Annotated in this window: 23 protein-coding genes; 16 read left to right on the top strand and 7 right to left on the bottom strand. The window is 62.4% G+C overall.

All coding sequences use genetic code 11. From position 1 onward, the window contains the following. The first annotated feature begins 30 nt into the window (after window positions 1–30). Window positions 31–597 (top strand): sugar O-acetyltransferase, encoded by a 567-nt coding sequence (locus tag ACSSU5_RS09490; protein ID WP_492561067.1) that lies wholly within the window; start codon window positions 31–33, stop codon window positions 595–597. Here the strand turns inward: ACSSU5_RS09490 and ACSSU5_RS09485 are convergent. Then, entirely contained in the window at window positions 576–1145 is a 570-nt protein-coding gene (locus ACSSU5_RS09485; RefSeq protein WP_492561066.1) for a DUF6436 domain-containing protein, read from the bottom strand. The two genes, ACSSU5_RS09490 and ACSSU5_RS09485, sit on opposite strands and share 22 nt — an antisense overlap. A 235-nt stretch (window positions 1146–1380) precedes the next feature. On the opposite strand from ACSSU5_RS09485, the gene bipL reads away from it, so the two are divergent. Further along, entirely contained in the window at window positions 1381–2307 is a 927-nt protein-coding gene (gene bipL, locus ACSSU5_RS09480) for a phospholipase BipL (RefSeq protein ID WP_264311124.1), read from the top strand. Here bipL and ACSSU5_RS09475 read toward each other — a convergent pair whose 3' ends face one another. Next, entirely contained in the window at window positions 2308–3060 is a 753-nt protein-coding gene (locus ACSSU5_RS09475; protein WP_492561065.1) for a DUF2059 domain-containing protein, read from the bottom strand. It lies immediately after the preceding gene. 113 nt (window positions 3061–3173) lie between these two features. Here ACSSU5_RS09475 and ACSSU5_RS09470 point away from each other — a divergent pair, with 113 nt between their 5' ends. Both ACSSU5_RS09470 and ACSSU5_RS09465 read left to right on the top strand, forming a co-directional pair. Further along, the gene (locus ACSSU5_RS09470) at window positions 3174–3806 is read left to right on the top strand and encodes a 2OG-Fe(II) oxygenase (RefSeq protein WP_264314002.1); all 633 of its coding nucleotides are present in this window, start codon (window positions 3174–3176) and stop codon (window positions 3804–3806) included. Next, window positions 3793–4296: a 2-thiouracil desulfurase family protein gene (locus ACSSU5_RS09465; protein ID WP_264311126.1), complete on the top strand. Its 504-nt coding sequence runs from the start codon at window positions 3793–3795 to the stop codon at window positions 4294–4296. Before ACSSU5_RS09470 ends, ACSSU5_RS09465 begins: the two co-directional genes overlap by 14 nt. A gap of 65 nt (window positions 4297–4361) precedes the next feature. Here ACSSU5_RS09465 and ACSSU5_RS09460 read toward each other — a convergent pair whose 3' ends face one another. Then, window positions 4362–4850: a substrate-binding periplasmic protein gene (locus ACSSU5_RS09460; RefSeq protein ID WP_264311127.1), complete on the bottom strand. Its 489-nt coding sequence runs from the start codon at window positions 4848–4850 to the stop codon at window positions 4362–4364. A 198-nt stretch (window positions 4851–5048) separates the two neighbouring features. On the opposite strand from ACSSU5_RS09460, the gene ACSSU5_RS09455 reads away from it, so the two are divergent. Further along, entirely contained in the window at window positions 5049–5525 is a 477-nt protein-coding gene (locus ACSSU5_RS09455) for a DUF4399 domain-containing protein (RefSeq protein WP_264311128.1), read from the top strand. A gap of 53 nt (window positions 5526–5578) precedes the next feature. Here ACSSU5_RS09455 and serA read toward each other — a convergent pair whose 3' ends face one another. Beyond that, window positions 5579–6808 carry a phosphoglycerate dehydrogenase gene (gene serA / locus ACSSU5_RS09450; RefSeq protein ID WP_027592284.1) on the bottom strand — a complete coding sequence of 410 codons (1230 nt, stop codon included), beginning with the start codon at window positions 6806–6808 and terminating at the stop codon, window positions 5579–5581. Window positions 6809–6979: 171 nt separating this feature from the next. Between serA and ACSSU5_RS09445 the strand changes: the two genes are divergently transcribed. The 4 genes from ACSSU5_RS09445 (at window position 6980) to ACSSU5_RS09430 (ending at window position 11165) form a co-directional block, all read left to right on the top strand. After that, complete coding sequence (locus tag ACSSU5_RS09445; protein WP_264311129.1) at window positions 6980–8377, top strand: FAD-binding oxidoreductase; 1398 nt, start codon at window positions 6980–6982, stop codon at window positions 8375–8377. A gap of 25 nt (window positions 8378–8402) precedes the next feature. After that, window positions 8403–9068 (top strand): fumarylacetoacetate hydrolase family protein, encoded by a 666-nt coding sequence (locus ACSSU5_RS09440; RefSeq protein ID WP_492561064.1) that lies wholly within the window; start codon window positions 8403–8405, stop codon window positions 9066–9068. A 182-nt stretch (window positions 9069–9250) separates the two neighbouring features. Then, window positions 9251–10171, top strand: a complete 921-nt coding sequence (locus tag ACSSU5_RS09435) for an SdiA-regulated domain-containing protein (protein ID WP_264311131.1) — start codon at window positions 9251–9253, stop codon at window positions 10169–10171. A gap of 91 nt (window positions 10172–10262) precedes the next feature. After that, window positions 10263–11165, top strand: a complete 903-nt coding sequence (locus ACSSU5_RS09430) for an SdiA-regulated domain-containing protein (RefSeq protein ID WP_492561063.1) — start codon at window positions 10263–10265, stop codon at window positions 11163–11165. 105 nt (window positions 11166–11270) lie between these two features. On the opposite strand, the gene rpiA is transcribed toward ACSSU5_RS09430, so the two are convergent. Beyond that, a complete protein-coding gene (gene rpiA, locus ACSSU5_RS09425; protein WP_492561062.1) occupies window positions 11271–11945 on the bottom strand; it encodes a ribose-5-phosphate isomerase RpiA in 675 nt (224 codons plus the stop codon). Window positions 11946–12078: 133 nt separating this feature from the next. On the opposite strand from rpiA, the gene ilvA reads away from it, so the two are divergent. Together ilvA and ACSSU5_RS09415 are read left to right on the top strand one after the other, a co-directional pair. Continuing rightward, entirely contained in the window at window positions 12079–13593 is a 1515-nt protein-coding gene (gene ilvA, locus ACSSU5_RS09420) for a threonine ammonia-lyase, biosynthetic (RefSeq protein WP_264311134.1), read from the top strand. Window positions 13594–13631: 38 nt separating this feature from the next. Then, a complete protein-coding gene (locus tag ACSSU5_RS09415) occupies window positions 13632–14057 on the top strand; it encodes a DUF2269 domain-containing protein (protein ID WP_264311135.1) in 426 nt (141 codons plus the stop codon). Window positions 14058–14186: 129 nt separating this feature from the next. On the opposite strand, the gene ACSSU5_RS09410 is transcribed toward ACSSU5_RS09415, so the two are convergent. Further along, complete coding sequence (locus tag ACSSU5_RS09410) at window positions 14187–14843, bottom strand: histidinol-phosphatase (protein ID WP_264311136.1); 657 nt, start codon at window positions 14841–14843, stop codon at window positions 14187–14189. 141 nt (window positions 14844–14984) lie between these two features. Between ACSSU5_RS09410 and ACSSU5_RS09405 the strand changes: the two genes are divergently transcribed. Further along, on the top strand, window positions 14985–15464 hold the full coding sequence (locus tag ACSSU5_RS09405; protein WP_003249017.1) for an RNA pyrophosphohydrolase: 480 nt from the start codon (window positions 14985–14987) through the stop codon (window positions 15462–15464). Window positions 15465–15486: 22 nt separating this feature from the next. Continuing rightward, window positions 15487–17766 carry a phosphoenolpyruvate--protein phosphotransferase gene (gene ptsP, locus ACSSU5_RS09400; RefSeq protein ID WP_492561061.1) on the top strand — a complete coding sequence of 760 codons (2280 nt, stop codon included), beginning with the start codon at window positions 15487–15489 and terminating at the stop codon, window positions 17764–17766. A 110-nt stretch (window positions 17767–17876) separates the two neighbouring features. On the opposite strand, the gene ACSSU5_RS09395 is transcribed toward ptsP, so the two are convergent. Further along, window positions 17877–18623: an NRDE family protein gene (locus tag ACSSU5_RS09395; RefSeq protein WP_492561060.1), complete on the bottom strand. Its 747-nt coding sequence runs from the start codon at window positions 18621–18623 to the stop codon at window positions 17877–17879. A 130-nt stretch (window positions 18624–18753) separates the two neighbouring features. Between ACSSU5_RS09395 and ACSSU5_RS09390 the strand changes: the two genes are divergently transcribed. Genes ACSSU5_RS09390 through ACSSU5_RS09380 form a run of 3 tightly spaced genes read left to right on the top strand, consistent with a single transcriptional unit; the run spans window position 18754 to window position 21396 of the window. After that, window positions 18754–19536 (top strand): sulfite exporter TauE/SafE family protein, encoded by a 783-nt coding sequence (locus ACSSU5_RS09390; RefSeq protein ID WP_264311139.1) that lies wholly within the window; start codon window positions 18754–18756, stop codon window positions 19534–19536. A gap of 29 nt (window positions 19537–19565) precedes the next feature. Next, a complete protein-coding gene (gene lgt / locus ACSSU5_RS09385) occupies window positions 19566–20375 on the top strand; it encodes a prolipoprotein diacylglyceryl transferase (RefSeq protein ID WP_264311140.1) in 810 nt (269 codons plus the stop codon). A gap of 49 nt (window positions 20376–20424) precedes the next feature. Further along, entirely contained in the window at window positions 20425–21396 is a 972-nt protein-coding gene (locus ACSSU5_RS09380; protein WP_264311141.1) for a thymidylate synthase, read from the top strand. The last annotated feature ends 2 nt before the right edge of the window (window positions 21397–21398 follow it).

Genomic DNA, 21398 nt, shown 5'->3' with positions numbered 1-21398 from the left:
AACAGAGCATAGCCCTCGAAAGGAGTTTCCATGTCCCTCAGCGAAAAACAGAAAATGCTCACAGGCCAGCTCTATCACGCCGGCTGCCCCGAGCTGCAAGCCGAGCAGGTTGCCAACAAGCACTGGATGCAACGCTACAACAGCAGTTTCGAGCTGCTCAACGACGCACGTCACGGCTTGCTGGCCGAGCACTTTGGCCAGGTTGGCGAAGGTGCGGTGATCCGCCCTCCGTTCTATTGCGACTATGGCTACAACATCAGCGTTGGCCGCAACACGTTCATGAACTTCAACTGTGTGATCCTCGATGTGCTGCCGGTGCACATCGGCGACGATTGCCAGATCGGCCCGGCGGTGCAGATCTACACCGCCGACCATCCACTGGACCCTGAGGTGCGCCGCACGGGGTTGGAGAGTGGCCGACCCGTGACCATCGGCAACAACGTGTGGATTGGTGGCGGGGCGATCATCCTGCCGGGCGTGACCCTTGGCGACAACGCTGTGGTCGGCGCGGGCAGCGTGGTCACCCGCGATGTGCCGGCGGGCGCGGTGGTGGTGGGTAACCCGGCGCGGGTGCGTCAGCCATCCCAGGGGCAGTAGCAACCCACCGCCAAGGTGTTGGAGGCGGTCACCTGACGGTTGTCGAGCAACGCCTTGAGGATCGGTTCGATGAAGCTGTTGCTTGCGTTGCACACCGCCCCTTCGCTGTAGGGCCCAAAGTACGCGAGGTTGCCGTGTCGGTCCCAGATGGCCACGGCTGGGGAGGCGGGCAGGTGTTCGCTACCGGGCAGGCTGGCAAGCGGCTTGAGAGCGGTGAGGTTTGCGGGCAACTGGCCGTGGCTGCCGGGTTTTTGCAGCACATGGAAGCTGACGCCGTCGCCTGCGAAGTGGCTGACCAGGTCCGCCAGGTGCTGCTGATTGCCGACATTGCACGGGCAGGCCGGGTCCCAGAAGTGCACCACACGGATCGGGCCGGGGCCGGCCAGCTCGAAGGGCAGGCGCAGTTGGCTGCCGTCGAACAGGGTGGCCTGGTTGTCGAACGGGCGCAGGTAGCGGGACTGGAAGGTGGTGTAGGCCTGCCAGAGAATGGCAACGCCAACCAGTAGGACGATTGCCGTGCACGATGATTTGATGATTCGGCTATTCATGAGGAGTCATTGGCCCTTTGTGGGGGCGGCCTTGTGTCGCGAAAGGACCGCGCAGCGGTCCCGGCAATTTCTGCGATAGCGCTGAAACCGGGGGCCGCTTTGCGGCCCTTTCGCGACACAAGGCCGCTCCCACAATCTGATAGGTGCTGGTTGTTCGGGGGTGAGCAAGCTTGCCACGACGCCAGCTAGAGCTGAATATCACAGATCAATACTCGCTTCGCTCTGGATGTACCCGATGCCCGCCGCTTTGCTCCCCGACCTTCTGCGTGCCAGTCTCGCGCCCTTGACCGATCGCCAGCCGTTGTCGGTGCAGGGGCGGGACTACCAGCATTTCTATGGCCTGGATCTGCCCGTGCACAGTTGGCTGGGTGGCTTCCAGGCGGCGGGGTTCGAATTGGTCGGGCAAGTCTGGCTACCGCCACAACCCGTGGCCACCGTGTTCCTGCTGCATGGCTATTACGACCACATGGGGCTTTACCGGCATGTGATCGAGTGGGCACTGGGCCAGGGCTATGCTGTGATCAGCTGTGACCTGCCAGGGCATGGCCTGTCCAGTGGTGAGCGGGCCAGCATCAGCGACTTTTCGCTGTATCAACAGGTGCTCGATGCACTCTTCGAGCAAGCGCGCAGGCTGGACCTGCCGCGGCCTTGGCACTTGTGCGGGCAGAGCACGGGGGGCGCCATCGTGGTCGACCACCTGTTGCACCGGGGCGAGCAAAGCCCGGCCGACGGGCAGGTGATTCTGCTCGCACCTCTGGTACGGCCCTGCTCCTGGCGTTGGTCGAAGCTCAGCTATTGTGTGCTGCGCCACTTCGTCAACGGCATCGAACGGCGTTTTAGCGAGAACACCAACGACCCGGCCTTCCTGACGTTTCTGCAAGCCGACCCCCTGCAACCGCGCCGCTTACCAACCGCCTGGGTCGGCGCGCTGATCGCCTGGGTCAAGCGCATAGAAGGGGCGCCACGCAGCACGCGGCGGCCCTTGATCGTGCAAGGTGAGGCGGACGGTACGGTGGACTGGCCCTACAACCTCGAAGTGCTCAAGGCCAAGTTTGCCGAACCGCAGATACTGATGCTGCCCGAGGCGCGGCACCACTTGGCCAATGAGCTGCCAGGCATCCGCCAGCGTTACTTTGCCTTCATCGACCAGCGCCTGGGCTGATCACTTGAGGTCGGCAGCGCTCTGGCCGACCGCAAGCCCGGCACGCACCGCAGCCAGTGCTGCCTGGTAATACGCCTTGCCTTCAGGTGATTCGGCGAAGGTGGCGAATTCTTCCAGCTCGGCGTCGGACAAGTCGCGGTAGACGTACAGCAGGGTGTTGTTGAGGTCCTCGCCGATCTGGTTCATCAGGCGCTGGCGCTGGCCATCGAGCAGGCCTTGGGCCTGGCCGCCACCGAACAGGCCGGGGATCATCGAGCTGAGGCTGTCTGCGGCGACGCCGGCAATTGCCAGGCTGACTTCGGCACCGGCCTCACGGGCGGGCAACGCCTGAGCCAGGTGGCCGATGACCAGCAGGCGGTCGTCGCTGGCCTGGATCTTCGGCAGGCCTTTGGCATGCTTGGCCAGTTGCTCCTTGCGCGTGGCCTGCAGTTCGGCCGCCACTACCTTGCGGCCCAGCGGCGACTTGAAGAAGGCCAGCGCTGGCGCCGGGTTGTTCAGGGTTGCGCGCAGTTGCGCCTGGGCACGACGGTCCACGGCCTGGGCCTGGAAGCGCTGATTGCTGTTATTGACCAGCGCTTGGTAGACGGCAGGCGGCAGACTGTTGCGATAGCGTTCCTGGGCGGCGCTCAGGGCATCGTTGAAGTGGGCGCGCTGGTCAGGCCAGCCGGCGGCCTTGTAAAGTTGATCCAGGTTGTCTGCCCAGACAGGCATGGTGCAGATCATCAGCAGAATCAGGGAAAACAGACGGCGCATTCAGGACTCCTGTCGGCAGGCGGCTATTGTCCGTGGCATGGCGTCGGTTTGTCGAGATATCCGCGCACTTCTCGGCCAAGTGGCGCTGTGCGAGTGCAGGGCTAATGGATATGATGCGCGCCATGCATACCTCCCCTGAACACCCGATGCTTGCGGCCGTCGTCGACGATCTGGCCACCCATGGCTGGTCCCAGCAGGCACTCTTTTTGCCGGCCGATCTGGTGCGCGCGCTAGCAGCCGAGTGCCGGCGCCGTGACGCCGAAGGCGAGCTCAACCCTGCAGGGGTTGGGCGCGGGGCTTCACAGGAGATCCGCGAGGCCATCCGCGGCGACCAGATTCAGTGGATCGACCCCGGCCAGGCCGCTGCCTGCGATCAGTACCTGGAAGCCATGGACCAGCTGCGCCTGGCCATCAACCAAGGGCTGTTCCTGGGCCTTGAAGATTTCGAATGCCATTTCGCGTTGTACCCGCCAGGGGCGTTCTATCGTCGCCACCTGGACCGCTTTCGCGACGATGACCGGCGCATGGTCTCGGCAGTGCTTTATCTGAACGAAGGCTGGCAGCCGCAGGATGGCGGCCAGTTGCGCATGTTCCTGGCCAACGACATCGAGCACGACGTGCAGCCTGTGGCCGGATGCCTGGTGGTGTTCCTGTCGGGTGATGTGCCCCATGAAGTGTTGCCGGCCGGGCGTGAGCGCCTGTCGTTGACTGGCTGGTTCCGGCGGCGTGGCAATGACCTGTTCTGAGTTGCCCAAGGTACTGGTCAGCGCGTGCCTGCTGGGGCAGCCGGTGCGCTATGACGGCCGGGCCAGTGGCCATCCGGACCTGTTGCAACGCTGGCAGGGCGAAGGGCGGGTAGTGCCTTTGTGCCCGGAAGTGGCTGGCGGCTTGCCCACACCGCGACCGCCTGCGGAGATCCCCGGCGGGCAGGGCGGGGAGGTGCTCGATGGCCAGGCACAAGTGCTGACGATGACGGGTGAGGACGTTAGCGACGCGTTTCTAGCCGGCGCTCAGCTGGCGTTGGTGCTGGTGCGCCGGCATGGGATTCGCGTCGCGGTACTCAAGTCCGGCAGCCCTTCGTGTGGTAATCGCCTGACTTACGATGGCACCTTCAGTGGGGTGAAGGTGCCAGGGGAGGGCGTGACCACCGCCTTGCTGCGGCGCGAGGGGGTGTTGGTGTTCAGCGAGCTTGAGCTGGATGAGGCGGAACAAGCGTTGGCTGGGCTTTCAGCTTAGTTCTGCCCTGGCCTCTTCGCGGTCCGACTTGCCCCGCGAAGAGGCCAGTACAGGCAATAAATCACCTACTGCCCTGCAGCAGTCTCCTGCACACCCTTGAACCACTTCTGCTCAAGCTCAGCCGTGCGCCCGCTGTCCTTAAGCCGCTGCAGGGCGTTGTTCACCGCGCTCTCGAACGCCGGGTTACCCTTCTGGAACGGGATCACCAGTTTCTTCTCGCCGAACGGTTGGCTGACATCGAAGGGGGTATCAGCCGTGGGCGCGCTGTCCGCCGGGGTCAGGGTGATGTCGTAGGTACCGCTTTGCACCCCAGGCAGTGCCTCAGCGGCAGGGGTCTCGATGAACGTGACACGCAGGTCCAGTTGCTTGGCCAGTTCCTGCCCGAACTCGATCTCGAAACCGGTCAGGTGGTCGTTTTCCTTGAAGGCATATGGCGAGTTGTCGGCCTGCACGGCAATGCGCAGTTCGCCCCGGTCGGCTATTTCGTCTATCAGCTCGGCTTGAGCTAACGGCGTGATCAGTACTGCCAGCAGTACGCCTATGGTCGAACGCATTAAGTGCCCCTTTTTCTTTGGCAAATGAATATCTTTCGCCACGGCTTTCTTCCTCGCCGTGGTCGAGCGCAGCCTATGACCTTGAAGCCTTGGCGAGGTTTAACCCTAACTGAAATATTTCTCTTTGTGGGCTATGGTGAACTACCGCCGCCATTCGTTTGCAGGTGGTGGTCTTTAAGTGAATCACAGGAGAAGTGAATGAATAGCCTATTTTCGCGTGCTGCCGTTGCCGGTCTGCTGATGGGGGCCTCGGTGTTCGCCAGTGCCGCGGATGCCCTGAAGAGCCAGGAGCCGCCCAAGGATGCCAAGGTCTTCATCGTTTCCCCCGCCGACGGCGCAACGGTCGACAAGACCTTTACCGTCAAGTTCGGCATCGAGGGTATGGGGCTCAAGCCTGCGGGTGACCAGACCCCGCACACCGGGCATCACCACCTGCTGGTGGACGTCGACAAAGAGCCGGTAGCCGACATGCCCCTGCCAACCAGCCTGATGCCCGAGAACAACGCACCGCTGCCGGCCGGCCCGCAAGTGTTGCATTTCGGCAAGGCGCAGACCGAGGCGACCATTACCCTGACGCCGGGCAAGCACACCTTGCAGTTGGTATTGGGCGACCAGTATCACGTGCCGTTCAAGCCGAGTGTCGAGTCGAAGAAGATCACCGTCGAGGTGAAGTAAGCAATGAAAAAGGGAGGCCACCTGGGCCTCCCTTTTTTATGCCGCAGTGAAACTTAGAACAGTACGCGGGAGCGGATAGTGCCCTTCACGTGCTGCAGTTTCTCTTGCGCCAGGTCCGAGTATTCGGCGTCGACGTCGATCACCACGTAACCCACTTTCTCGTTGGTCTGCAGGAACTGACCGGAGATGTTGATGCCGTTCTCGGCGAAGACTTTGTTGATCTCGCTGAGCACGCCCGGGATGTTTTCGTGGATGTGCAGCAGGCGGTGTTTGCCTGGGTGCGCCGGCAGGGCAACTTCCGGGAAGTTGACCGAGGAAACCGAAGTACCGTTGTCGCTGTACTTGACCAGCTTCTCGGCAACTTCCAGGCCGATGTTGGCCTGGGCCTCGGCGGTGGAACCACCGATGTGCGGGGTCAGGATCACGTTGTCCAGGCCGCGCAGCGGGCTTTCGAACTCTTCGTCGTTGGAGCGCGGCTCGACCGGGAACACGTCGATGGCGGCGCCGATCAGGTGCTTGTCCTTGATCGCGGCGGCCAGGTGATCCAGCTCGACCACAGTGCCGCGAGCGGCGTTGATCAGGATCGAACCCTTCTTCATCGCGCGGATTTCCTTCTCGCCGATCATCCACTGGGTGGATGGCAGCTCAGGCACATGCAGCGAGACGATGTCGGCCAGGCCCAGCAACTCATGCAGGCTGGCGACCTGTACAGCGTTGCCCAGCGGCAGCTTGGTCAGCGGGTCGAAGAAGTAGACCTGCATGCCCAAGTTCTCGGCCAGCACCGACAGTTGGGTGCCGATCGAGCCGTAGCCGACGATACCCAGCTTCTTGCCACGGATCTCGAAGGAGTTGGCCGCGCTCTTGATCCAGCCACCACGGTGGCACGAAGCGTTCTTCTCAGGGATGCCGCGCAGCAGCAGGATGGCTTCGGCCAGCACCAGCTCGGCCACCGAACGGGTGTTGGAGTACGGGGCGTTGAACACGGCGATACCGCGCTCGCGGGCCGCTTCCAGGTCGACCTGGTTGGTACCGATGCAGAAGCAGCCAACCGCGACCAGCTTCTTCGCACAGTCGAAGATCTCTTCGGTCAGTTGCGTGCGCGAACGAATGCCGATGAAGTGGGCATCGGCGATCTTTTCCTTCAGCTCGGCTTCCGGCAACGAACCAGTGAGGTATTCGATGTTGGTGTAGCCGGCAGCCTTGAGGGTATCGACCGCGTTCTGGTGCACACCTTCAAGAAGAAGGAACCGGATCTTGCTCTTGTCGAGAGAAGTCTTGCTCATCTGCGTAAACCTGTATCCCGGAGAAAAAATGGCGAGGGGTGATGCTAGGCGCGGCGTCGGCCTTAGCATGAACAGCGGGAGGGCTATGCTAGCATACGCGACACAATCTGAGCTTATCCCGACAGGTGAAGAGTGCTCAGGGTGACTATGAATAAGTCGAGAGTTCCAGCGATGACCCACCCCGCTGTTATTGAAGAACTGATGACCCTTGTCGACCCTGGCAAGGTCCTGACTGACCCGGCTTCCCTCGAAGCCTATGGCAAGGACTGGACCAAGCATTACCCGCCCGCGCCCACGGCCATCGTCTTCCCCAAGACGGTCGAGCAGGTGCAGGCGATTGTCCGCTGGGCCAATGGCCACAGAGTGGCACTGGTGCCTTCTGGCGGGCGCACTGGGCTTTCGGCCGGTGCCGTGGCAGCCAATGGCGAAGTTGTGGTCGCGTTCGACTACATGAACCAGATTCTCGATTTCAATGCGTTCGACCGCACCGTGGTCTGCCAGCCGGGGGTGATTACCCGGCAGTTGCAGGCCTATGCCGAGGAACAGGGCCTGTATTACCCGGTGGACTTCGCCTCAAGTGGTTCCAGCCAGATCGGCGGTAATATCGGTACCAATGCCGGTGGCATCAAGGTCATTCGCTACGGCATGACCCGCAATTGGGTTGCCGGGCTGAAAGTGGTCACCGGCAAGGGCGAACTGCTCGAACTGAACAAGGACCTGATCAAGAACGCCACCGGCTACGATCTGCGCCAGCTGTTCATCGGTGCCGAGGGCACGCTGGGCTTTGTGGTCGAGGCGACCATGCGCCTGGACCGCGCCCCGCGCAACCTCACCGCCATGGTACTGGGCACGCCGGACTTCGACTCGATCATGCCGGTGTTGCATGCCTTCCAGGGCAAGCTCGACCTGACAGCCTTCGAGTTCTTCTCCGACAAGGGCCTGGCCAAGATCATGGGCCGTGGCGATGTGCCGGCGCCTTTCGAGACCGATTGCCCGTTCTATGCGCTGCTGGAGTTCGAGGCCAGCACCGAGGAGGTCGCCAACGAAGCCTTGGCCACCTTCGAGCACTGCGTCGAGCAAGGCTGGGTGCTGGATGGGGTGATGAGCCAGAGCGAAACCCAGTTGAAGAACCTGTGGAAGCTGCGTGAGTACCTGTCCGAAACCATCTCGCACTGGACACCGTACAAGAACGATATTTCTGTCACCGTTTCCAAGGTGCCAGCGTTTTTGCGCGATATCGATGCCATTGTCGGCGAGCATTACCCGGACTACGAAGTGGTCTGGTACGGCCACATCGGTGACGGCAACCTGCACCTGAACATCCTCAAGCCCGACACCATGAGCAAGGACGACTTCTTTGCCTCGTGCGCCAAGGTCAACAAGTGGGTGTTCGAGATCGTCCAGCGCTACAACGGCTCGATCTCGGCCGAGCACGGGGTGGGTATGACCAAGCGCGACTACCTGGGCTACAGCCGTTCGCCCGAAGAAATCGCCTGCATGAAGGCAATAAAGGCCGTCTTCGACCCTAACGGCATCATGAATCCGGGTAAGATCTTCGCACCTGAATAAAAAGCAGTATCCAGAGGAGTCGGCCATGAGTTACCAGCACCAGTACGTAGACGGCACGCGCATCCATTTCCCGCTGGGCAAGGTGGTGTGCATCGGCCGTAACTATGCCGAGCATGCCAAGGAACTGGACAACCCGATCCCCAGCGAGCCGTTGCTGTTCATCAAGCCAGGTAGCTGCGTGGTGCCGCTGGAAGGTGGGTTCAAGATCCCGACCGACCGTGGCGTTGTGCATTACGAGGCCGAGATCGCCGTGCTGCTGGGCAAGCCGTTGTCCACCAAGCCAACCGAAGAAGAGGTGCTCGACGCCATCTCCGGTTACGCCCCGGCGCTGGACCTGACCCTGCGCGACGTGCAGGCCAGGCTCAAGGAAAAGGGCCTGCCGTGGGAACTGAGCAAGTGTTTTGACGGTGCCTGTGTGCTGCCGCCGTTCGTCTCGGCGGCCAGCTTCGAGGACGTGACCGACATCCCGATACGCCTGACCCTCAATGGCGACGTGGTGCAGGACGGCAACAGCGCGTTGATGCTCAACCCGATCGTGCCGATGATCCAGTACATGGCCGCGCATTTCTCGTTGCAGGCGGGGGATGTGATTCTGACCGGTACGCCGGCGGGCGTAGGGCCGTTCAATCTTGGTGATGAACTGGTGCTGGAGCTGCCGGGTGTGAGCCGCTTCGAAAGCCGGGTGCTCTGAACCGGAACCGCGTTGCCTTCTTCGCGGGCAAGCCCGCTCCCACAGGTGCCGCGCGCGGCCTGAACATTGTGAAATGTCTGTGGGAGCGGGCTTGCCCGCGAAGAGGCCGGCACTGTTTACCGATTTTTCACACGCTATCTGGATAATGCGCGGACCTACGCCCATTTTCCCAGGATCCACGTATGCCATCTCGCTCCAGCGCCCCGGCAATCCCCAAGCGTCGCTTTTACCTGCGCTGGCCTTTCGGCCTGGCGGTTGCAGCGGTGATCGGCTATGGCGTATCTGTGGCCATGCACTGGGATGACCGCGGGGCACTGTGGGTCAAGGAAAGCTTCGAAAGCACGGCCGAGCAGAGCGAAAGCGTCTGGTTGCCGGCCTATCAGGTCGATATCGACGCCAAACCCCTGCCGGGCATGGACGATGACGAAGCCTCCGACGTGGCCTTCAACCCGAAAACCCGCACCCTCTTCGCCGTAATGGGCAAAAACCCGTTCCTGGTCGAGCTCAGCCTGGACGGCAATGTGCTGCGCCAGATCCCGCTAGAGGGCTGGAACAACCCCGAAGGGGTGGCGGTGATGGAAGACGGGCACCTGGCGATCGTTGACGAACGGCTGCACGACCTGACGGTGGTCAAGGTGGATGCGCACACCACCTCGCTCAAGCACGACGACTTCCCGAGCTACGACCTGGGCAAGTCGGCGAAGAGTAACAAGGGCTTTGAGGCCGTGGCCTGGGACCCCCTGCGTCAGCGCCTGGTGATCGGCGAAGAGCGCCCGCCCACGCTTTACACCTGGGGCACCGATGGCCGTAGCCCACTCAAGGGCGACAAGCAGCTGCTACCCAATGATGAACTCGACCTGCGCAACCTGTCGGCCCTTGGCGTAGACCCGCGCACTGGGCACCTGCTGGTGCTGTCGGCGGACTCCAACATGCTGCTGGAGCTCGATGAGCAGGGCCAGCAGGTCAGCTTCATGACCTTGCTGGGCGGTTTCAACGGCCTTGAGCACACCATCCCGCGTGCCGAAGGCGTGGCCATGGATGACCAGGGCAACCTGTACATGGTCAGCGAGCCGGCCCTGTTCTATCGTTTCAAGAAGAACTGACACCAACATCCGATTTTTCGGATGCTGGCATTAAGCTTTGATTCAGTTGTTCATGGTTAGATTCGTCACCCTTACGTCGAGTCTGCCTCAAATGCGTCGTTACCTTCGCCTGTCACTGATCCCGCTCTTCATTGGCCTGCTCTTGCTTGGTTTGGCCGGGCAAGAGTTTCGCCTGTTCGAGCGCGGCTGGTTCAACCTCAAGACCTGGTGGCAGCCAGCCGAACAGGGTATCGGCCTGGACCGTTATCGGGTGGTGGTCGAGGCGCAGCCGGTCGAGGGGCTGGATGATGACATTTCGGCGCTGACCTACGACCCCGACCGCAAGACCCTGTTCACCGTTACCAATGCACGTTCGGAGCTGATCGAGCTGTCGCTGGAAGGCCGCATCCTGCGCCGAATTCCGCTGACCGGTTTTGGCGACCCAGAGGCGGTGGAGTACGTCGGGCCCAACAGCTACGTGATCACCGACGAGCGTCAGCAGCGGTTGATACGCGTGCGCCTTGACGACGACACGATGTTCCTCGATGCCGGCGATGCCGAGCAGTTGACCCTGAGCATCGGCCTGAACGGCAACAAGGGCTTCGAGGGGTTGGCTTACGATTCGGCCGGCAAGCGCCTGTTCGTGGCCAAGGAGCGTGACCCGATGCTGATTTACGAGGTGCATGGTTTTCCCCATGACAACCCCGAGCAGCCTTACGCCGTGAATGTGGTGCAGGACCGCAAGCGTGACTCGCGCTTGTTCGTACGGGATCTGTCGAGCTTGCAGTTCGATGAGCGCAGCGGGCATCTGCTGGCGCTTTCGGACGAATCGCGGCTGGTGCTGGAGCTGGATGAGAAGGGCAGGCCGTTGAGCACGCTGTCGCTGCGCAAGGGGTATCAGGGGCTCAAGCAGACGGTGCCGCAGGCGGAAGGGATTGCGATGGATGAGGCGGGGACCATTTACCTGGTCAGTGAGCCGAACCTGTTTTATGTGTTCAAGCAGCCGGTAGATTGACTGGGTGTGAGGGCCTCTTCGCGGGGCAAGCCCGCACCCACAGGGCGCCCACTGAATTTGAAACAGGTGGGCATCTGTGGGCGCGGGCTTGCCCCGCGAATAGCATCACTCGGCCTTGAGGGTTTTCACACCTTCCGAGGTACCGAGCAGCAGCAGGTCTGCCGGGCGTGCCGCGAACAGGCCGTTGGTCACTACGCCGACGATCGCATTGATCTGCGCTTCCAGCTCGACCGGGTTGGTGATCTGCAGGTTATACACATCCAGGATCACGTTGCCGTTGTCGGTCAGCACGCCTTCGCGGTACACCGGGTCACCCCCCAGCTTGACCAGCTGGCGCGCCACGTGGCTGCGGGCCATTGGGATCACCTCGACCGGCAGCGGGAAGGCGCCCAGCACCGGTACCAGCTTGCTGGCATCGGCGATGCAGATGAAGGTCTTGGCCACGGCCGCGACGATTTTTTCGCGGGTCAGGGCCGCGCCACCGCCCTTGATCAGGTTCAGGTGCGCGTCGCTCTCGTCGGCACCGTCCACATAGAACTCCAGCTCGCTCACGCTGTTCAGCTCGTAAACCGGGATGCCGTGACCCTTCAGACGCTGGGCGGTGGCCTCGGAGCTGGCGACCGCGCCATCAAAGGCGGTCTTGTGTTGAGCCAGGGCGTCGATGAAGAAGTTGGCGGTCGAACCGGTACCGACGCCGACAACGCTCTTTTCATCCAGCTTGGGCAGAATGAAGTCGACAGCGGCCTGGGCGACGGCCTGTTTGAGTTGGTCCTGGGTCATGCGGGCTCCGAGAGGGGCGGGGAGGTTTTCAAAGGGGCTTAGTATAACGGCTTGCGCGGCTTTGCTGTGGTCGCCCGACGTAGCGCTGGGGTAGACTCGCAGCCCTTGTCCCGCGGCCAGTGATGCTTTCCCGATGCTCGAACAGTACGTCAAGAAGATCCTCACCTCGCGCGTCTACGACGTCGCCGTCGAAACGCCGTTGCAGAGCGCTGGGCAACTGAGCAAGCGCCTGGGCAACCACGTCCTGCTCAAGCGCGAAGACCTGCAGCCGGTGTTCTCGTTCAAGATTCGCGGGGCCTACAACAAGCTGGCACAGCTGAGCCCTGAAGAGCTGGCCCGTGGCGTGGTCACCGCCTCGGCCGGCAACCACGCCCAGGGCCTGGCCCTGGCGGCGCGTGAGCTGGGGATCAAGGCGACCATCGTGATGCCCAAGACCACCCCGGAGATCAAAATCGAAGGCGTGCGTTCGCGGGGCGGCAAGGTAGTGTTGCATGGCGACTCCTTCCCCGAGGCGCTGGCCTATTCGCTCAAACTGGTCGATGAGAAGGGTTACGTCTACGTCCACCCCTACGACGACCCGCACACCATCGCCGGGCAAGGCACGGTGGCCATGGAAATTTTGCGTCAGCGCCCTGGCCAGCTGGACGCGATCTTCGTGCCGGTCGGCGGCGGTGGCCTGATCGCCGGTATCGCCGCCTACGTGAAATACCTGCGCCCGGAAATCAAGGTGATCGGCGTCGAGCCGGACGACTCCAACTGCTTGCAGGCTGCCATGGCCGCAGGCGAGCGCGTGGTGCTGCCGCAGGTCGGTTTGTTTGCCGACGGCGTGGCGGTGGCGCAGATCGGCCAGCACACCTTCGATATCTGCCGCCTGCACGTGGACGAGGTGATCACTGTCAGCACTGACGAGATCTGTGCAGCTATCAAGGATATCTACGACGATACCCGCTCGATCACCGAGCCTGCTGGTGCGCTGGGTGTTGCCGGCATCAAGAAGTACGTCGAGTTGTATGGCGTCACCGGGCAAACCCTGGTTGCCATCGATTCGGGTGCCAACGTCAACTTCGACCGCCTGCGCCACGTGGCCGAGCGCGCCGAACTGGGCGAGAAGCGCGAAGCGATCATCGCTGTCACCATCCCCGAGCGCCCAGGCAGCTTCAAGGCCTTCTGCGAAGCCATCGGCAAACGCCAGATCACCGAATTCAACTACCGCAAGCACACCTCAGACGAGGCGCATATCTTCGTGGGCGTGCAGACCCACCCAGATAACGACCCGCGCGCGGCACTGGTACAGCAGTTGAGCGAGCAGGGCTTCCCGGTCACCGACCTGACCGATAACGAACTGGCCAAGCTGCACATCCGCCACATGGTGGGTGGCCACTCTGCCGGGGCCAGTGATGAGATCGTGCTGCGCTTCGAGTTCCCCGAGCGGCCGGGTGCATTGTTCAACTTCCTCAACAAACTGGGCGGGCGCTGGAATATCTCGATGTTCCACTATCGCAACCATGGCGCTGCCGACGGACGCGTGGTAGCGGGCTTGCAGGTACCGGAAGACGAACGCCACCTGGTGCCGGCGGCACTGGCCAAGATCGGCTATCCGTATTGGGACGAGACCGACAACCCGGCTTACCGGCTGTTTTTGGGTTGAGCGACTAAGCTTGGCTCATCACGCAAGGATATGAAGACATGGAACACCTGACGACGCTCAAAGCCTTGCACATCACCGCCACTGCGCTGCTGCTTCTGGGGGCGCTGGGCTTGGTGATCTGGACAGTTCGCGCCCGCCGGCTGGGCGATGCCGAGGCCTACGGCAAACTGCTGCGCCGGCCGCTGGTGTTCGTCTGGCTGGTCATGGGCGTGTGCCTGGTGAGCATGCCGGTCACCGGCTGGTGGCTGGTGCACCTGGTCGGCTGGCCGCTGGGGCAGACCTGGGTGCTGGCGTCCAGCGTCATCTATACGCTGGGTGCGTTTGCCGTGTGGTGGCTGCTGGTGCGGTTGAATCGGCTGCGCAAGGCTGAGGTGGTGGGGTTGCGGTTTACTTTGGCCTTGGCGGTGTTCAGCGGGGTTTGCTTCCTGTCCATTGCCGGCCTGATGGGTGCCAAGCCAGTCTGACGGCCTTGTGCTGTCCATGCCGGCCTCTTCGCGGGGCAAGCCCGCTCCCACAGGACCACCACAAGCCTGAGGGATGTGATGATTCTGTGAGAACGGGCTTGCCCCGCGAAGAGGCCGGAATAGGAATACTCAATCCCTCAGCGAAATCACCGGCCACCCACGCTGCTCGGCTTCCGCCCGCAGGTTGGGGTCCGGGTCCACCGCCACCGCATGCGTCACCTGCTGCAGCAAGGGCAGGTCATTCATCGAATCGCTGTAGAAATAGCTGTCCTCAAGGTCATGGCCGTTTTCCAGCATCCAGCGCTGCAACCTCGTCACCTTCCCTTCACGGAAACACGGTATATCGGTACTACGCCCGGTATAGCGGCCATCGTCGGTTTCGCATTCGGTAGCCAGCAACACCCGCACGCCCAGGCGGCGGGCGATGGGCGCGGTTACGAACCGGTTGGTGGCGGTGATGATCACCAGTTTGTCGCCCGCCTCGCGGTGCTGCTGCAGCAACGCCAGGGCCTTGGGCAGGATGATCGGCTCGATGCAGTCACGCATGAAATCGCGGTGCCATTCGTCGAGCTGGGCCGCAGGCGTTGCCGCCAGAACCTCCATGGAAAAGGCCAGGTAGGCCTGCAAGTCCAGGGTGCCGTTCAGGTAATCCTGGTAGAAGGCATCGTTGCGTTGTTTGTAGGCGACCGGGTCGAGAATGCCGCGCTCGCACAGATAGTCACCCCAGGCATGGTCGCTGTCGCCACCGAGGAGGGTATTGTCCAGGTCGAATAAAGCCAGGCGCATCGCGTTCACTCGCATCAGCCACAAGGTAGGCCCGCAGAATACGGAGTTTTCACCTCGCTGCACATAAGCTTGGCGGGCGCGTTGCTGCGCTCGCAGGCTTTGTGGAACAATGCGGTGACATGCGTTTGCGAGGTTGCTGCCGTGATCGACCCGGATGGTTTTCGCCCCAATGTCGGGATCATTCTTACGAATGATGCCGGGCAGGTGCTATGGGCTCGACGGATCAACCAGGATGCCTGGCAATTTCCCCAGGGTGGCATCAACCCTGACGAGACGCCGGAAGATGCCCTGTACCGCGAGCTGAACGAAGAAGTTGGCCTTGAACGCGATGATGTGGAAATTCTTGCCTGCACCCGCGGCTGGTTGCGTTATCGTTTACCCCAGCGTCTGGTGCGTACGCACAGCCAGCCGCTGTGCATCGGCCAGAAACAGAAGTGGTTTTTGCTGCGTCTGGTAAGCAATGAACAAAGGGTGCGGATGGACCTGACGGGCAAGCCGGAATTCGACGGCTGGCGCTGGGTCAGCTATTGGTACCCGCTGGGCCAGGTTGTGACATTCAAGCGCGAGGTCTACCGACGCGCCCTGAAAGAGCTAGCACCGCGTCTACTGACGCGCGACTGACGACGGAGTTCGACCCCGAGCCATGCTCAATACGCTGCGCAAGATCGTCCAGGAAGTGAACTCCGCCAAAGATCTCAAGACGGCGTTGGGGATCATTGTCTTGCGCGTCAAGGAGGCCATGGGTAGCCAGGTCTGCTCGGTCTACCTGCTCGACCCGGAAACCAACCGCTTTGTGCTGATGGCTTCCGAAGGCCTGAACAAGCGTTCGATCGGCAAGGTCAGCATGGCCCCCAACGAGGGCCTGGTCGGCCTGGTCGGTACCCGGGAAGAGCCGCTGAACCTGGAAAACGCCGCCGATCACCCGCGTTATCGCTACTTTGCCGAAACCGGTGAAGAAAAATTCGCCTCCTTCCTGGGTGCGCCGATCATTCACCACCGTCGGGTGGTCGGGGTACTGGTCATCCAGCAGAAGGAGCGCCGCCAGTTCGACGAAGGTGAAGAAGCCTTCCTGGTCACCATGAGTGCCCAGCTCGCCGGGGTTATCGCCCACGCCGAGGCCACTGGCTCCATCCGTGGCCTTGGTCGCCAGGGCAAGGGTATCCAGGAGGCACGCTTTGTCGGTGTGCCGGGCTCGCCAGGCGCCGCCGTGGGGCGTGCGGTGGTGATGCTGCCACCGGCAGACCTCGAAGTGGTGCCGGACAAGGCCGTCGAAGACATCGACGCTGAACTCAACCTGTTCCAAAACGCCCTTGAAGGCGTGCGCGACGACATGCGCAAGCTGTCGGCCAAGCTGGCCACCCAGCTGCGTCCCGAAGAGCGCGCGTTGTTCGACGTGTACCTGATGATGCTCGAAGACGCCGCCCTGGGTGGCGAGGTGACCGAGGTCATCAAGACCGGCCAGTGGGCCCAGGGCGCTTTGCGCCAAGTGGTCGGCGAACACGTCAACCGCTTCGAACTGATGGACGATGACTACCTGCGTGAGCGTGCCTCGGACGTCAAGGACCTTGGCCGCCGGCTGCTGGCTTACCTGCAGGAGGCCCGTTCGCAATCGCTGGTGTACGCCGACAATACCATCCTGGTCAGCGAAGAACTGACACCGGCGATGCTCGGCGAGGTGCCTGAGGGCAAGCTGGTCGGCCTGGTGTCGGTACTCGGCTCGGGCAACTCCCACGTCGCCATCCTGGCCCGTGCCATGGGTATTCCGACGGTGATGGGCCTGGTCGATCTGCCGTATTCCAAGGTCGATGGTATCGAGTTGATCGTCGACGGCTACAAGGGCGAGGTATTCACCAACCCCAGCGACGTGCTGCGCAAGCAGTACAGCGAAGTGGTCGAGGAGGAGCGTCAGCTGGCGCAGGGCCTGGATGCGCTACGTGAGCTGCCTTGCATCACCCCTGATGGCCACCGCATGCCGCTGTGGGTCAACACCGGCCTGCTGGCCGACGTCGCCCGTGCTCAGCAGCGCGGCGCCGAAGGGGTAGGGCTGTACCGCACCGAAGTGCCGTTCATGATCAACCAGCGCTTCCCCAGCGAGAAAGAGCAGCTAGCGATCTACCGCGAGCAGTTGGCGGCCTTCCATCCGCTGCCGGTGACCATGCGTACCCTGGATATTGGCGGGGACAAGGCGCTGTCGTACTTCCCGATCAAGGAAGAAAACCCGTTTTTGGGTTGGCGCGGCATCCGCGTCACCCTCGACCACCCGGAAATCTTCCTGGTCCAGACCCGCGCCATGCTCAAGGCCAGTGAAGGCCTGAACAACCTGCGCATCCTGCTGCCGATGATTTCTGGCATTCATGAGCTGGAAGAGGCGCTGCACCTGATCCACCGCGCCTGGGGCGAGGTACGTGACGAAGGCACCGATGTGCCGATGCCACCGGTTGGCGTGATGGTCGAGATCCCGGCAGCGGTGTACCAGACCAAGGAGCTGGCGCGGCAGGTGGACTTCCTGTCGGTCGGTTCCAACGACCTGACCCAGTACCTGCTGGCGGTCGACCGCAACAACCCACGGGTCGCTGACCTGTATGACTATCTGCACCCTGCGGTGCTGCAGGCACTGAACACCGTGGTGCGCGATGCCCATGGCGAAGGCAAGCCGGTGAGCATCTGCGGCGAAATGGCCGGTGACCCAGCGGCGGCGGTGCTGTTGATGGCCATGGGCTTCGATAGCCTGTCGATGAACGCCACCAACCTGCCCAAGGTGAAGTGGATGCTGCGCCAGATCAACATGAGCAAGGCCAAGGAGCTGCTCACCGAGGCCATGGGCCATGACAACCCGCAGGTTATCCACAGCTCGCTGCAGTTGGCGCTGAAGAACCTTGGGTTGGCGCGGATGATCGGGCCAGGGGCGAACAAGAGCCTCTGAGACCCGTACCGGCCTCTTCGCGGGGCAAGCCCGCTCCCACAGAAAGGGCGCAGCTCAGAACCCTGTGGGAGTGGGCTTGCCACGAGGCCGGTACAGCAAACGCTGTTGTATCAGGCTTCCAGCTCAACTTCCCCCAAATGCCCACCAAACGGCCCGAAACTACGCTCAATCAGCCGCCTTCTACCCTTATCATCCACAATCAGCACCGTGCTTGCCCGCGTCCCATAGTTCTGGCTGGCAATAAACACACTCGACAGCAGCTTCTCGGTCGCCAACCCCACTCCCGTTTCCGGCAATTCGCTCTCGGGGGCCGGATCACCATCGGCCAGCAACGCCAGCAAACGCTGTGGGTCTGCTGACTCAAGCAACCCCTCCAGCCCGCTGCGCGCCTTCACCAGCTTCGGCCACGGCGTATTCAACCCGGCATTGGACAGCCCATAGACCCCAGGCCCCAGTAAGCGCGGCGTGGCGTCTCGGGCGTGCAAAAACCCTAACTGCGCCCCATCGCCCACCAGCAGGTTGAACCCCGAATACTGGCGACTGCGGCTGGCCACCTGGTCCAGATAAGCTTCCACATCAAGCTCACCCTGCAGAAACGCCGCCACCAACTCCCCTCGGGAACGTGCGCCCAGGGCCTGCCCTGGGTCGCGGATGTTGGTCAGCGCCGCGAAGCGCCCCTGCGGCCCCACGCCCAGCCAGGTGCCGCCAGCCTCCAGGTCACGCCCGGCATACACCCCAGGCGCATCCTCCCAGGCCGCCAGGGCCTGCGTGGGCCGGGCATAGAACTCGTCGCGGTTGGCCGCCACGATCAGCGGCAGGGCATGCCCCGGCCGCCAGGCGAATACGATCAGGCACATCGGTTGGGCCTCTGTGTTTTTTGCCACTCTACCCACTGCAGCGGTACTGATCCATCCTGTCACGAAGTTCACTAGAGCCTCGGGGCCGGCTTCCGTTACCATGCCGGATTGATTTGCTCAGGGGCAACGAATGGAGTTCGTACTCTATCTGCTGTTAGGCGCATGCGCTGGCGTGCTGGCCGGGCTGTTCGGCGTGGGCGGTGGCATCATCATCGTGCCGGTGCTGGTGTTCAGCTTCACCTTGCAGGGCTTCGATCCTTCGGTATTGACCCACCTGGCGGTCGGCACTTCGCTGGCAACCATCATTTTCACCTCGATCAACGCGGTGCTCGAACACCATCGCCGGGGTGCGGTGCAGTGGCCGATCTTCGCCTGGATGACCCTGGGCATCCTGATCGGCGCCGGTATCGGCGCCAAGACCGCGTCCTTGATCCAGGGCCCGCTGCTGCAGAAGATCATCGGTGTGTTCGCCCTGATCATCGCCGCGCAAATGGCCCTGGACCTCAAGCCCAAGGCCAGCCGCGGCATCCCCGGCAAACCCGCGCTGACCGCAGCGGGCGGGGTGATCGGCTGGGCCTCGGCGATCTTCGGTATCGGTGGTGGCTCGTTGACCGTGCCATTCCTGACCTGGCGCAGCCTGCCCATGCAGCAGGCAGTGGCAACGTCCTCGGCCTGTGGCCTGCCGATTGCGGTGGCCAGTGCCCTGAGCTTTATGTGGCTGGGCTGGCACGAAGAACACCTGCCGGCCCACAGCCTGGGCTACGTGTACCTGCCCGCGCTGGTCGGCATTGCCCTGACCAGCATGTTTTTCGCCCGCTTCGGCGCGCGCCTGGCGCACAAGCTGTCGCCACGCCTGCTCAAGCGTCTGTTCGCCGCGCTGCTGTTCTGCGTCGGCCTCAGCTTTTTGATTTAGCTCGCTGATTTGAAACTAGAGGAATATCCATGCTGCCTTACCCGCAGATAGACCCCGTGGCCGTGGCCCTCGGGCCGCTGAAAATCCACTGGTACGGCCTGATGTACCTGGTCGGTATCGGCGGCGCCTGGCTGCTCGCCTCGCGTCGGCTGAACCGCTTCGACCCCACCTGGTCCCGTGAGAAGCTGTCCGACCTGGTGTTCTGGTTGTCGATGGGGGTGATCGTCGGTGGTCGCCTGGGCTACGTGCTGTTCTATGACTTGCACGCCTACCTGGCCAACCCGACGCTGATCTTCGAGGTGTGGAAGGGGGGCATGTCGTTCCATGGCGGCTTCATTGGTGTGATGTTGGCAGCGCTGTGGTTCGGCAAGCGCAACAACAAATCGTTCTTCGAGCTGATGGACTTTGTCGCACCGATGGTGCCGATTGGCCTGGGCGCTGGGCGTATCGGCAACTTCATCAATGCCGAGCTCTGGGGCAAGGCGACCGACGTGCCGTGGGCGATGGTGTTCCCGCCATTCAGCGACCCCGCCCAGCTGCCGCGCCATCCTTCGCAGCTGTATCAGTTCGCCCTGGAAGGCGTGGCACTGTTCCTGATCCTCTGGCTGTATTCGCGCAAGCCGCGGCCGACCATGGCGGTATCGGGCATGTTCGCGCTGTTCTACGGGATCTTCCGCTTCATCGTCGAATTCGTCCGGGTGCCGGATGCCCAGCTGGGCTACATTGCCTGGGGCTGGCTGACCATGGGTCAGATACTCTGCATCCCGATGATTCTGGCCGGCCTCGGATTGATCTGGTGGGCTTATAATCGCAAACCCACGGCGAAACCCGCCATCTGATTTCCAACGGCAGGGGTGATCCCCCTGCCGTTCTTGCTACAGGTAAGCCATGAAACAGTATCTGGACCTGGTCCGTGACGTCATCGAAAACGGCACCCTTCAGGAGAACCGCACCGGCATCCGCACCATCAGCCTGCCGGGCGCCATGCTGCGTTTCGACCTGCAGAAGGGCTTCCCGGCCATCACCACGCGCAAGCTGGCGTTCAAGTCGGCCATCGGCGAGATGGTCGGTTTTTTGCGTGGCGTGAAGAACGCCGGTGAATTCCGTGAGCTGGGCTGCAAGGTCTGGGACCAGAACGCCAACGAAAATGCCCAGTGGCTGGCCAACCCGTTTCGCCAGGGGCATGACGACCTGGGCGAGATCTACGGTGTTCAGTGGCGCCAATGGCCGGGCTACAAGCGTGTGCCGCTGAGCAACCCGGCGGCCATCGAGATGGCTGAAAAACAGGGCTTCCGCAAAATTGCCCAGGACGAGGAAGACGGCCAGGCCTTTGTCATCCTGTACAAGGCCATCGACCAGGTGCGCCAGTGCCTGGACACCATCGCCAACGACCCGGGCAGCCGCCGCATCCTGTTCCACGGCTGGAACTGCGCCCAGCTGGATGAAATGGCCCTGCCGCCTTGCCACCTGCTGTACCAGTTCCACCCGAATGCCGAGACCCGGGAAATTTCCCTGACCCTCTACATTCGCTCCAACGACCTGGGCTTGGGCACGCCGTTCAACCTCACCGAAGGCGCGGCCTTGTTGTCGCTGTTCGGCCGGCTGACCGGTTATACCCCGCGCTGGTTCACCTACTTCATCGGCGATGCCCATGTGTACGAAAACCACTTGGACATGCTCAACGAGCAGCTCAAGCGCGAGCCGCTGGAAGCGCCGAAGTTGGTGATCAGTGATCGCGTGCCGGCGTTTGCCGAAACCGGCAAGTATGAGCCGGAGTGGCTGGAGAAGATCGAGCCGAGTGATTTCAGCCTGGAAGGGTATGAGCATCACGCGCCAATGACGGCGCCGATGGCGGTGTGACC

The sequence above is a fragment of the Pseudomonas sp. E1MeOHC2 genome (assembly GCF_058745025.1).
Note: the sequence above shows the minus strand (reverse complement) of the source record. Positions and strands in the feature narration are given on the sequence as shown.

What these genes read in the sequence shown, in the direction of transcription:
- serA (WP_027592284.1), bottom strand. Translation starts at nt 6,808, where the DNA reads ATGAGCAAGACTTCTCTCGACAAGAGCAAGATCCGGTTCCTTCTTCTT.
- ACSSU5_RS09445 (WP_264311129.1), top strand. Translation starts at nt 6,980, where the DNA reads ATGACCCACCCCGCTGTTATTGAAGAACTGATGACCCTTGTCGACCCT.
- ACSSU5_RS09465 (WP_264311126.1), top strand. Translation starts at nt 3,793, where the DNA reads ATGACCTGTTCTGAGTTGCCCAAGGTACTGGTCAGCGCGTGCCTGCTG.
- ACSSU5_RS09390 (WP_264311139.1), top strand. Translation starts at nt 18,754, where the DNA reads ATGGAGTTCGTACTCTATCTGCTGTTAGGCGCATGCGCTGGCGTGCTG.
- ACSSU5_RS09415 (WP_264311135.1), top strand. Translation starts at nt 13,632, where the DNA reads ATGGAACACCTGACGACGCTCAAAGCCTTGCACATCACCGCCACTGCG.
- lgt (WP_264311140.1), top strand. Translation starts at nt 19,566, where the DNA reads ATGCTGCCTTACCCGCAGATAGACCCCGTGGCCGTGGCCCTCGGGCCG.
- ACSSU5_RS09470 (WP_264314002.1), top strand. Translation starts at nt 3,174, where the DNA reads ATGCGCGCCATGCATACCTCCCCTGAACACCCGATGCTTGCGGCCGTC.
- ilvA (WP_264311134.1), top strand. Translation starts at nt 12,079, where the DNA reads ATGCTCGAACAGTACGTCAAGAAGATCCTCACCTCGCGCGTCTACGAC.
- bipL (WP_264311124.1), top strand. Translation starts at nt 1,381, where the DNA reads ATGCCCGCCGCTTTGCTCCCCGACCTTCTGCGTGCCAGTCTCGCGCCC.
- ACSSU5_RS09490 (WP_492561067.1), top strand. Translation starts at nt 31, where the DNA reads ATGTCCCTCAGCGAAAAACAGAAAATGCTCACAGGCCAGCTCTATCAC.
- ACSSU5_RS09435 (WP_264311131.1), top strand. Translation starts at nt 9,251, where the DNA reads ATGCCATCTCGCTCCAGCGCCCCGGCAATCCCCAAGCGTCGCTTTTAC.
- ACSSU5_RS09475 (WP_492561065.1), bottom strand. Translation starts at nt 3,060, where the DNA reads ATGCGCCGTCTGTTTTCCCTGATTCTGCTGATGATCTGCACCATGCCT.
- ACSSU5_RS09455 (WP_264311128.1), top strand. Translation starts at nt 5,049, where the DNA reads ATGAATAGCCTATTTTCGCGTGCTGCCGTTGCCGGTCTGCTGATGGGG.
- ACSSU5_RS09395 (WP_492561060.1), bottom strand. Translation starts at nt 18,623, where the DNA reads ATGTGCCTGATCGTATTCGCCTGGCGGCCGGGGCATGCCCTGCCGCTG.
- ACSSU5_RS09440 (WP_492561064.1), top strand. Translation starts at nt 8,403, where the DNA reads ATGAGTTACCAGCACCAGTACGTAGACGGCACGCGCATCCATTTCCCG.
- ACSSU5_RS09410 (WP_264311136.1), bottom strand. Translation starts at nt 14,843, where the DNA reads ATGCGCCTGGCTTTATTCGACCTGGACAATACCCTCCTCGGTGGCGAC.
- ACSSU5_RS09460 (WP_264311127.1), bottom strand. Translation starts at nt 4,850, where the DNA reads ATGCGTTCGACCATAGGCGTACTGCTGGCAGTACTGATCACGCCGTTA.
- ptsP (WP_492561061.1), top strand. Translation starts at nt 15,487, where the DNA reads ATGCTCAATACGCTGCGCAAGATCGTCCAGGAAGTGAACTCCGCCAAA.
- ACSSU5_RS09430 (WP_492561063.1), top strand. Translation starts at nt 10,263, where the DNA reads ATGCGTCGTTACCTTCGCCTGTCACTGATCCCGCTCTTCATTGGCCTG.
- rpiA (WP_492561062.1), bottom strand. Translation starts at nt 11,945, where the DNA reads ATGACCCAGGACCAACTCAAACAGGCCGTCGCCCAGGCCGCTGTCGAC.
- ACSSU5_RS09380 (WP_264311141.1), top strand. Translation starts at nt 20,425, where the DNA reads ATGAAACAGTATCTGGACCTGGTCCGTGACGTCATCGAAAACGGCACC.
- ACSSU5_RS09485 (WP_492561066.1), bottom strand. Translation starts at nt 1,145, where the DNA reads ATGAATAGCCGAATCATCAAATCATCGTGCACGGCAATCGTCCTACTG.